The 9105-nt window shown below is 40.3% G+C and carries 7 protein-coding genes; 4 read left to right on the forward strand and 3 right to left on the reverse strand.

The window, feature by feature from the left end; all coding sequences use genetic code 11:
- Nucleotides 1-36 precede the first annotated feature (36 nt).
- Nucleotides 37-3369 (reverse strand): Rne/Rng family ribonuclease, encoded by a 3333-nt coding sequence (locus tag ACH63V_RS03420; protein ID WP_396462752.1) that lies wholly within the window; start codon nt 3367-3369, stop codon nt 37-39.
- Nucleotides 3370-4091: 722 nt separating this feature from the next.
- Between ACH63V_RS03420 and ACH63V_RS03425 the strand changes: the two genes are divergently transcribed.
- The 4 genes from ACH63V_RS03425 (at nt 4092) to ACH63V_RS03440 (ending at nt 7115) form a co-directional block, all read left to right on the forward strand.
- Nucleotides 4092-5024 carry an RluA family pseudouridine synthase gene (locus ACH63V_RS03425; RefSeq protein ID WP_212511967.1) on the forward strand — a complete coding sequence of 311 codons (933 nt, stop codon included), beginning with the start codon at nt 4092-4094 and terminating at the stop codon, nt 5022-5024.
- The gene (locus ACH63V_RS03430) at nt 5021-5695 is read left to right on the forward strand and encodes an HAD-IA family hydrolase (protein WP_396462753.1); all 675 of its coding nucleotides are present in this window, start codon (nt 5021-5023) and stop codon (nt 5693-5695) included. The genes ACH63V_RS03425 and ACH63V_RS03430 overlap by 4 nt, the downstream gene beginning before the upstream one ends.
- Before the next feature lie 70 nt (nt 5696-5765).
- Nucleotides 5766-6461 carry a YafY family protein gene (locus ACH63V_RS03435; protein ID WP_263612844.1) on the forward strand — a complete coding sequence of 232 codons (696 nt, stop codon included), beginning with the start codon at nt 5766-5768 and terminating at the stop codon, nt 6459-6461.
- A gap of 48 nt (nt 6462-6509) precedes the next feature.
- Nucleotides 6510-7115, forward strand: a complete 606-nt coding sequence (locus tag ACH63V_RS03440; protein ID WP_396462754.1) for a glutathione S-transferase family protein — start codon at nt 6510-6512, stop codon at nt 7113-7115.
- A gap of 53 nt (nt 7116-7168) precedes the next feature.
- On the opposite strand, the gene ACH63V_RS03445 is transcribed toward ACH63V_RS03440, so the two are convergent.
- Both ACH63V_RS03445 and hcaR read right to left on the reverse strand, forming a co-directional pair.
- On the reverse strand, nt 7169-7846 hold the full coding sequence (locus ACH63V_RS03445) for a DUF1345 domain-containing protein (RefSeq protein ID WP_263612845.1): 678 nt from the start codon (nt 7844-7846) through the stop codon (nt 7169-7171).
- 268 nt (nt 7847-8114) lie between these two features.
- A complete protein-coding gene (gene hcaR, locus ACH63V_RS03450; RefSeq protein WP_396462755.1) occupies nt 8115-9014 on the reverse strand; it encodes a DNA-binding transcriptional regulator HcaR in 900 nt (299 codons plus the stop codon).
- Nucleotides 9015-9105: the final 91 nt, after the last annotated feature.

Here is a 9105-nt window from a genome sequence, read left to right on the forward strand (position 1 = left end):
AGGTTTGTTTAAATTAGCTGCAATTGAGCAAATGGCTTACTCAGCTACAGGATTAGCTTTTTTTGGCGGACGGCCACGAGGACGACGAGGGCGACTTGGTTTGTCCTTGTCGGCTTTAGCGTCTTCTGACTCAGCATCAGCTGTTGCTTCAGTTGGAGCTGCTGTTTCTTCAACGGCTGCTTTCGCTTTGCTTGCTGCTTTTGATGGCGTAGGTTCTTTTGCTACAGGAGCTTCAGCTACTGTTTCTGTAGTTTTTTCTTCTACAGGAGCAGCTTCAGGCTGTGCAACTTCAGTTGACTGATCTAGCTCAAGCGGTTGTTGCTTTGATTCAACAGGCGCTTGTGTTTCAGCAACAGGAGTAACAACAGTTTCTTCTACTACAGGAGCAGGCGCAGCTACTTCTTCTTGAGTAGAGTGTTGTTGTTTCACTTGCTCAAATGCTTGTTCCGCAGCAAGTTTTGCTAAACGGCGACGTTCACGTGGGTCATTTGCAACACGTGGGGTCGGTGCTTGCGATGGAGTAAGCGGAAGCACTGGTGCTGGTTCTGCTTCTTCAGCTGGTTTATGGCTTGGAAGTTCTGCATCACGAGTTACCGGTTTTTTCTCTTCTGCTTCAGAAGTTACTTCAACTACTAACGTACTTGCGTACTGTTCTGCAAACTTCTGCAATGCACGATTAAACGTTGGTACTAAACCAAATTGTTCAATCAATACGGTGCAGTCTTCACCATATACATGACGAATTAAGCTACCAATTGTGTATTGTGCCAAAGTTGGAATTTGCGATGGCGCAATAGATGGAACAGCAGCTTTAGCTTGTTTCGCCTCACGTTGCTGACGACGACGCATACGAGGGTCGTTGCTAGCACGTTGGATTTGTGGCTGAGCAGCTTGTTCAGTTGGCTGAGCTTCATTTTTTGCTTCAGCAACAACAGCTTTCTCTTCTACAGCAGGAGCTAGTGTTGGCTCTGGAGCAACTTCAGCAGGAGCAGACACAACTTCAACTTGACGTTCAGGTGTAAGCGCAACAATTTCGCTTTGACCTTGATCAACATTGATAATTAAAGCAGTGTTCATGACATCATGCTTAGGTGCATCAATCACATCAACTTTAATTTGTTTTTCATCAGCAACAACTGGTGCCGGCGTATTTTGATTTTCATTTAATACGCTTGGATCGCGGTGGCGATTTGGACGGTTTGGACGTTGTTGATTATTGCGATCACGACGTGGAACAACATTTTCAGTTTGTTGTACATCATTATTTTGATGTTGCTGATCTTGCTGTTGTTGACGTTTTTGCTGACGCTTTAACTCACGTTGCTCTTGGCGTGACAATTGAACCACTTCTTCATGAACTTGGTGTTGTTGTTCATGAGCTTGATGATGTTGTTCACGTTGCTCTTTATGTTTACGCTTTTTGTTGTTCTGGCGTTGTTGTTGAGATTTATCATCTTTTTCAACATGTTCACGAACTTCTTGTTTCACAGGTGACTGTGAAATATAAGCGTTATTTGTTTGAACTGGCGCAACTTCTGCAACAGCAGGTACAGCTACTTGACCGAACTGACCACGGCTAACAGCACCAGTATTTACCATTTGCTCAATCGCAGCAGCTGCATTTTGTGCTGAACGAGATTGATCAACAGTTTGCGCTTGTTTTTGAACAAATAAGTTTTCTAACCATGCACAAGGACTTGCTGCTTTTTGAGCTGCAGGCTGTTGTGCTACAGGTTGAGTTGCATGGCTTGTCTTTTTCTGAGCAGAACCATTTTTTGAAGCAGGAGCTGTTACATGAGCATGGCCATGATCTGCTTCTTCTAAATGCCATTCAGAAGACTCATAACCTAACTCTTTCTCACTCGAACGAGTTGCTTCAGTACGTTCATAACTAGATGGAGCAAAACCATCTGGGTTATAAGCAATTTCGTAATGTGGAGTTTCTAAGTGTGGGTGAGGTAATACAGTGACGCGAACACCAGAAGTTTGCTCTAAATACACCAGACTATGGCGCTTTTCATTAAGTAAGAAGGCTGCAATTTCAACTGGAACTTCAACTTGAACTTCACCATGACGTTCACGAAGTGCAATCTCTTCAACTTTACGCATGATTGAAAGAGAAAGCGAACGTAGGTCACGAACCATGCCTGTACCATGACAGCGAGGGCATACATAACCTGTTGCTTCTTCAAGCGATGGACGTAAGCGTTGACGGCTCATTTCCATTAAGCCAAAACGAGACAACTGACCGAACTGGATGCGGGCACGATCGCTTTGGGTTGCTTCACGAAGTTTTGCTTCAACCATACGTTGGTTGCGTTCTTTAGTCATATCGATGAAGTCGATTACAACTAAACCGCCAATATCACGAAGACGAAGTTGACGAGCAATTTCTTCAGCTGCTTCAAGGTTTGTGTTCAGTGCAGTTTCTTCAACGTCATGTCCGCGAGTTGATTTCGCAGAGTTAATATCGATTGAAACTAAAGCTTCAGTCTGGTCAATCACGATTGAACCACCAGAAGGAAGTTTTACTTCACGCTCGTAAGCAGTTTGAATTTGGCTTTCAATACCAAAATGAGCGAACAATGGCTCGTTCAAAGTATAAGTTTTTAATTTATCTAATTGACGTGGCATGACTGCTTTAACAAAGTTATACGCTTCGTTATAAGCTTGTTCGCTATCAATTAAGATTTCAGCAACGTCATCACGTAAGTAATCACGAATCGCACGTGTTACAACGCCAGCTTCCTGATGAACAAGCATCGGAGAAGGGCCTGAACTTGCTGTACTTTGAATTTGTGCCCAAAGGTCAAGCAAGTGTTGTAAATCGAGCTGTAATTCTTCTTGAGTACGGCCAATACCAGCGGTACGTACAATAACGCTCATACCACGAGGTACATTTAACGATGCCAAGATTTCTTTTAACTCTTCACGCACTGAACCTGAAATTTGACGGCTAATACCACCACCTTTCGGGTTGTTTGGCATAAGAACCAAATAACGGCCTGCAAGAGAAATAAAAGTAGAAAGGGCTGCACCTTTATTACCACGTTCTTCTTTTTCAACCTGAACTAAAAGCTCTGTGCCTTCAGTAATAAGTTCACGAATGTTTGAAGTTTGACGTGGGTCTGCCTGAAAATAGCTATTCGCAATTTCACGCATAGATAAGAAGCCTTGACGACCTGCGCCGTATTCAACAAAAACAGCTTCTAATGAAGGTTCTACGCGGGTGACATGGCCTTTATAGATATTGGATTTTTTCTGTTCTCGGGTACGATTCTCTAAATCAAAATCGTAAAGACGATTACCAGTGATAAGTGCAACGCGAACTTCTTCGGCATGAGTTGCATTAATCAACATACGTTTCATGGGTGTGACACCTAATAGTGACTCACACAAACAAACCTAACAAACTTAAAGGTTCTGAACGAACATCGAACATGACGGATCATTTCCCAGATCTCAAAATACTTGTGGTCTGAGTCATCTGTTACCGGCTACATTTAGCCTTAGCTTCGATTCTCGTCTGTGATGTAGGCAATACTGCTTCAACCTTTAAATCGGAATTCCCTTTTGCTTCACTGGCGGGTGAGCGGTGCATTGGTTAATGACTTTCACTGTCATTGGGCGCGAAGTGACTTCTTTATTGGAAGTTTGATACGGAATGCTCATCGTATCGGTGCTTTCGGCAGTTCCAATGCATCAACGCTTTAGCCTGAAGGCAACATTAAGGATCGATTTGTCTGATGTGTATCAGTTTACGTTCCATAACCAACTAGAGTTGGTAACATATTTTTTTGAACAAACTGAATTAAACGCAACAGTTTGTCATTTTGCCGATATAATAAGCCTTCGGCGTCGGCATAATTCTTTAGGACCTGTCCGAGCTGGTGATGAAAGCATCATTTTGATTGAGGTTTCAATCAGGGAAATTTCCCTTTAGATGTTCACTTACGGTGGTATCCGTGCGCTGACTATATCAAACCTTGCAGCATCTGCCTATGGGCTAAGCTTAGATTTCTTGTGAAAAAACTAAGCTAATCGGTCATTTATTAATCAAATTTCGTAAAATTTCAGGTTTAAATATTAGTATGAATTCTACACAGCAATGGCAAAGTGTCACTTGGTTTGAGGTGGATGAGCATCAAGCAGGACAACGAATCGATAATTTCCTGTTTTCACGTTTGAAGGGTGTACCAAAGAGTCGAATTTATCGTTTGATTCGTGAAGGTCAGGTTCGCGTAAATAAAAAACGTATTAAAGCCGAGACCAAACTTGCAATTGGGGACCAGATTCGCGTTGCGCCTATTCGCTATGAACAAAAAGATGAAACGGCTGTTCCTGTAAGCGATGGTGTGGCACAAAGTTTATTAAGCCGTGTAGTTTACGAAGATGAAGGACTATTAGTTGTAAATAAACCATCAGGTATTGCCGTACATGGTGGTAGTGGTGTGGCATATGGTTTGATTGAGGCACTGCGTGCGGCGACTGGTAAAAAATATTTAGAATTGATTCACCGTATTGACCGTGACACATCTGGTCTGGTCATGATTAGTAAAAAGCGTAGCACTTTAAAGTTGCTACAAGATATGTTGCGTGAACACAAAATTCGTAAGACCTATGCAGCCATTGTAAAAGGTCAGGTGAGCCTTGATAAACAACTCATTGATGCGCCTTTATTCCGTTACGAGTTACCAAATGGCGAGCGTCGTGTACGTGTATCTAAAGAAGGTAAGCCAAGTAAAACTGAATGGGTGGTTGCAGAACGCTTTAAAAATGCCACGTTGGTACATGCTTCACCTCTATCAGGCCGTACTCATCAAATTCGTGTACATGGTTTAAGTATTGGACATCCGTTGGTGGGTGATGATAAATATGGACACAACACTGCTTATGCAGGTCCTGAAGCACGCCGTTTGTGTTTACATGCCATGCGTTTAGATATTCCGGGTTATCCAACGATTGAAGCACCGTTACCAGAAGACATGACCCAGTTATTAGAGGCTTTGAGAGTAGCAAAATGAGTCTGAAAACCGAATTAGTGATTTTTGACTGGGATGGTACTTTATATAATTCTGTTGGTCAGATTGTTGCAAGTTTACAGCATGCGGCAGAGCAGCATGAGTTAACTCTGACTGATGAAGCTGCAAAAAGTATTATCGGTTTAGGTTTACCGGAAGTGATGCAAACTTTATTTCCGGAAGCGCCAGAGCTGCATGAATCGATTCTAAAAGCCTATGGCGATCACTATATTGCAAACTCCACAAGTGATGCATGGTTTGATGGTATTTCTGAACTACTCCATGATTTAAAAGCCCAAGGTTTAAAACTTGCTGTAGCGACAGGTAAAAACCGCCGTGGCTTAGACCGTGTGATTGCAAAAACACAGAGTACTCACCTGTTTGATGTGACTCGCGCAGCCAATGAAACTCGTTCAAAACCAGATCCACTTATGTTGCAAGAAATATTGACTGTAACTGGAGTAAGTGTCGAGCGTGCGGTCATGATTGGCGATAGTAGCTATGACCTTGAGATGGCACAGCGTTTAGGTATGCCTCGTATTGGTGTTGGCTATGGTGTGCATTCAATTGAAGTTCTACAACAGTTCCAGCCTTTAACGATTGCTAAAGATGTACCTGAGCTGCATACCTTTTTAAGAGAGTACGCAAAGTTATCTAAAGCAGATGTAGCGTAATTTAGAATGATATAAGAAGGGGGAATTTATTCCCTCTTATTGTATGTCCAATAACAATAAGACGAGAAAAATGAGCCGTTCTATTCGTTTGTTAAATCTTTTACAACAACTCCGTGAATTCCGTTATCCAGTTACTGCCCAAGTCTTGGCTGAACGTATGGGAATTAGTGTTCGTAGTATTTACCGTGATATTGATAGTCTACGTGCACAAGGTGTGAGAATCGATGCATCAGCAGGTTTAGGGTTTCAGCTTAAAGAAGATATTGTATTGCCACCAATGACGCTCAATGAAAATGAAGTTGAAGCTATTTTTTTGGCGTTGTATTGGTTGAAGAGTGTGCCTGATCAATCTTTACAATCGGCATCTACCTCAATCCTAGCTAAATTAAATTCTGTTTTGCCTGAGCATCGTCAATATTTATTACAGCAGACGACTTTAAGAGCATTTAACACATGGCTGCCTGTAGATGAAAAACAAGTCGAACAGATACGTTTAGCCATTCGGCAGCAAGTCAAAATTTCGATGCATTATCATGATGAACAACAGCGAAGTAGCGTTCGAACTTTGTGGCCTTTTGCCTTGGGATATTTTAATGACAAAATTGTGTTAGCTGCATGGTGTGAACTAAGACAAGACTTTCGGCATTTTAGAATGGATCGTATTCAACACTTGAGTTTAACCCAAGAGTTATATCCATCATTTAAACAGCAACTGTTCCAGCAGTGGTGGGCACAAGAATCGCAAAGGACTACTGACAAAAACTGACAAAAGATACTTGTAGACTAGAACCACGATAAACAAGGAGCCATAAAAATGAGCCTTAAACTTTATACTAACAAAGAATCGCGTGGTGTCGTTATCGACTGGCTTTTAGTCGAGCTTGGTGTTGAATGTGAGCGTATTGAGGTCGCATACCGAACTGAGATGAAATCACCAGAATATTTAAAACTTAATCCTTTTGGAAAAGTACCTGTATTGGTAGATGGCGATGTCGTTATTTATGAGTTAGGGGCAATTTGTGCATATCTAGCGGACAAGTTTAGTGACAAAGGTTTAGCACCAGCCTTGAATGATCCAAAGCGTGGTTTGTACTATCGCTGGTTATTTATGATGGCAGGCCCTTGGGAAGCAGCTGGTGTCGATAAAGCTTTAGGAATACAAGTATCTCCTGAGCAAAAAATGTTTGTTGGTTATGGTGATTACAACGATGCTTACCAAGCTTTGGTTCAAGGATTAAGTGAAGCAAATCCATATTTATGTGGTGAACAGTTCACCGCAGCAGATGTAAGTGTCGGGGCGATGCTGCTATGGCAATTAAAAATGAATACGATTGAATCACATCCTGCCATTACCCGTTATGTTGAAACGATCAAGCAGCGTGAAGGCTTAAAGCAAAGCAGTATGGGCGATTTGGCGTAAAGCTATGTTGCTGAAAGTCACCCAAATGGGTGACTTTTTAATTTCAAATGACTTTAATTTGTAAGAAAGCCCGCAGCCACGTTAATACAAATCGCCAAAATGGTCGTGTTAAAGCCAAATGCGAGTACGATATGAAATAAGTTGAGCAAACGCATATGTCTGGTGGTGACCGATACATCTGCTGTTTGAGCTGAGGTACCAATAATATAACTAAAATACAAAAAGTCGGGATACGTTGGATTTTTGGTTCCCGGAAACTCTAGTCCACCATTTTCTTCATTTCTGGACAAAGCCATATAAAAATCGTGAGCATAATGTAGAGCAAAAACGGTATGCATAAAAAGCCATGCTGAAACAATGGTGAGCAAAGCTAAAGCGACATGTCCTAATTTTGCATAATGGTCAGAGGGCAGTTGAGATAGCTGTACTAAAATAGCAACCAGACACATAGAAATTGCAAGTAAAACAATAAGCATAATGACCCATTTACTTTCGTCTTGTTTTTTAGCTTGCTGTTGCATTTGTGAATGATCGGCACTTTTCATCAGTTTCCAAACATGGAGTAAATACAAACTGATGGCACCATTCCAACTTGCCAATAAAATGGTAGACCATTTCCATGAAGTGAACCATGTCAGTAAGCCCGCGGCAATAAAACCAACGAATAAAGCAATAAAGAAGTGAGGGCGGTTTTGTATACTACGTCCTAAGTGCTGTAATAGTCCTACCATTTAATCAACGCTCCTTACGCTTATAGTAAATATATTATTTTTTACTGTTTGGTTAATTTAACATTAAGTTTTATATATGCTTTATACCTTAGATTATCTTTTTTATTTTAATATTTATTGATAATCTAAAATATAAGAAAACTTATTGCAAATTAATTAATCGATAAAAAGTATCAAATAAATTTCAATTTAATTTACTTCATACTTTAATTTAGATTCTTTAGACCATTTATTATTTAATAATAAAGATATATTTACTCGATAGTGCTTAATCTAGATTTTTGTCGAGATGGAATACTTTATTGAGTTGATCAATAAACTTTTTAACACCTACAGACTCTGTATTTTTACGATAGCTAACAAATAAATCTAAAGATGGTAATTCAACATCTAAAGGACGAACTACAGTGTTAGAAACACCTAGTGGTGCGACATAAGCTGGTAAAATCGTACAACCTAGACCTGAACCAATAGAATTAATATTGAGTAAAATACTATCGGCCTTTTGTACTATATTCAGGTCAATACCATTGGTTTTCGTAAATTCCAAAATCGTATTGTGTAGAGTGTTAGATTGTTCAGCAGCAGGAATAATAAAATCAATACCATGCAGTGCTTTTACTGGAATACGTTCGTATTTGGCGAGTGGATGATTTCTTGGTAATAAAAAAATTAAAGGTTCTGTTAAAACAAATTGGCTTTGTATTTCATCAGTTTCAATATTTTCACGGGTAAACGTGATATCAAGTTCACCTCTTTTTAGGGCTTTGAGTTGCTCTGTATTGTTTAAACTTGATAACTCGATGGTAAGGTCAGGATGTTGTAAGCGTAGATTTGGAAGTACGTATGGGAAAATTTTCATTTCTGCAATGGGGACGAAACCAATACGTAATAATTGCTGTTTCGCCTTTGAGACTTGGCGTGCCATTGCTACTGCTTTATCTGCTTGAGCAAGCGTTAAACGAGCATGCTCTAAAAATACTTCACCTTCTTCTGTTAACTCGACCTTACGTTTTGTGCGGTTTAAAAGTCGTACCCCGACATCTTCTTCTAAATCTTTAATTTGTTGACTAAGAGAGGGTTGAGCAGTATAGAGTTTGAGAGCGGCCTTACTAAAATTTAATTCTTCAGCAACAGTGATGAAATATCGAAGATGGCGTAATTCCATAAGACTAATCCAAAAAATGTCTTACTATGATTTAAGTAAAGTATAAAGCATAAAACTATATAGCGTGAAGGTGGTTTAGATATTTATAAAA

Origin of the sequence: Acinetobacter sp. ABJ-A23_2, from assembly GCF_044538765.1 — a bacterium.
GTDB classification, from domain to species: Bacteria; Pseudomonadota; Gammaproteobacteria; order Pseudomonadales; family Moraxellaceae; genus Acinetobacter; species Acinetobacter nosocomialis_A.

Bases quoted from the DNA above. Each gene is read 5' to 3' on its own strand.
- ACH63V_RS03420 (WP_396462752.1), bottom strand. From the start codon at position 3,369: ATGAAACGTATGTTGATTAATGCAACTCATGCCGAAGAAGTTCGCGTT.
- hcaR (WP_396462755.1), bottom strand. From the start codon at position 9,014: ATGGAATTACGCCATCTTCGATATTTCATCACTGTTGCTGAAGAATTA.
- ACH63V_RS03435 (WP_263612844.1), top strand. From the start codon at position 5,766: ATGAGCCGTTCTATTCGTTTGTTAAATCTTTTACAACAACTCCGTGAA.
- ACH63V_RS03430 (WP_396462753.1), top strand. From the start codon at position 5,021: ATGAGTCTGAAAACCGAATTAGTGATTTTTGACTGGGATGGTACTTTA.
- ACH63V_RS03445 (WP_263612845.1), bottom strand. From the start codon at position 7,846: ATGGTAGGACTATTACAGCACTTAGGACGTAGTATACAAAACCGCCCT.
- ACH63V_RS03440 (WP_396462754.1), top strand. From the start codon at position 6,510: ATGAGCCTTAAACTTTATACTAACAAAGAATCGCGTGGTGTCGTTATC.
- ACH63V_RS03425 (WP_212511967.1), top strand. From the start codon at position 4,092: ATGAATTCTACACAGCAATGGCAAAGTGTCACTTGGTTTGAGGTGGAT.